Below are 1037 nucleotides of genomic sequence, written 5' to 3'. Positions count from 1 at the left end.
GACCTCCGTGGCCTGAAGAGATGTCAGATACCTCCACTAAGCCCCGGAGGTCCTCCTCAAATCAAGCCCCGACTGTCACCAACGTCATGGCCGAGTACACCTAGCCGCACCCGGTGTCGCGGCGGTCGCCCGCCGCCCGACCCGATCGGCTGCAAGCCAGAGGCCCAGCCGATCGGGTCGTGCGCGCCGCGGACTAGCTGGTCGGCTTGTCGAACCGCGCGCCGGCAGGGTTCGGGCCGCTCAGCACGAACACCAGCAGCACGATCGCGCCGACGATCGGAATCAGGCCGATGAAGATCCAGTAGCCGGAGTGGTTGCTGTCGTGCAGGCGACGCGCCAGCCCGCTGGCGTTCGCGGCGACTCCGGCTACGTCGGGGTCTGGGGCGAGGCCGCGACCTACGGCGTGTACGCGAATGCCACCGCCACCAGCGGCCAGAACTTCGGGGTGTACGGCCAGGCTGCGAGCGGATACGCCATCTATGCGAACGGCAACGCTCATGTCACGGGCACGCTCTCGAAGGCCGCAGGCTCCTTTCGCATCGACCACCCGCTCGACCCTGACAACAGATGGCTCTCGCACTCGTTCGTCGAGTCGCCCGACATGATGAACGTCTACAACGGCAACGTCACGACCGACGGCAACGGCGTCGCCACCGTCGGCCTGCCGGCCTACTTCCAGGCCCTGAACCGCGACTTTCGCTACCAGCTCACCGTCATCGGCGACTTCGCCCAGGCCGTGGTCGCGAAGGAGGTCGCGAACAACAGTTTCGTGATCAAGACAGACAAGCCGAATGTGAAGGTCTCGTGGCAGGTAACGGGCATTCGCCAAGACGCCTACGCCCAGGAGCACCCGATCGTCGTCGAGTCGGCGAAGTCGGCTCCGGATGCCGGGAGCCGCGCCTTCGCCCCCCGCGGTTCGACGGCCAAGGTCGCCCCCTCCGGGCCCGGCGTGTAGTAGTCTGGGCAAGTTGTTTGGAGCGGAACTCCCCGAGATCCGCCTCCGAAGTTCGGGGCTGTGGCGCAGTTGGTAGCGCACC

General features: G+C 66.6%; 2 protein-coding genes. One reads left to right on the top strand and one right to left on the bottom strand.

Going from position 1 to position 1037, the window contains the following annotated elements; all coding sequences use genetic code 11:
• Positions 1–193: 193 nt before the first annotated feature.
• Positions 194–286, bottom strand: coding sequence for a hypothetical protein (locus C5B96_RS17930; protein ID WP_369826494.1), 93 nt, complete (start codon positions 284–286; stop codon positions 194–196).
• 24 nt (positions 287–310) lie between these two features.
• Between C5B96_RS17930 and C5B96_RS16970 the strand changes: the two genes are divergently transcribed.
• Positions 311–955 (top strand): hypothetical protein, encoded by a 645-nt coding sequence (locus tag C5B96_RS16970; RefSeq protein ID WP_233189270.1) that lies wholly within the window; start codon positions 311–313, stop codon positions 953–955.
• Positions 956–1037: the final 82 nt, after the last annotated feature.

This window comes from Subtercola sp. Z020 (assembly GCF_002931235.1).
Taxonomy (GTDB): domain Bacteria; phylum Actinomycetota; class Actinomycetes; order Actinomycetales; family Microbacteriaceae; genus Subtercola.
The sequence above is the reverse complement of the archived record's forward strand: the minus strand, read 5'-3'. Positions and strand labels throughout refer to the sequence as shown.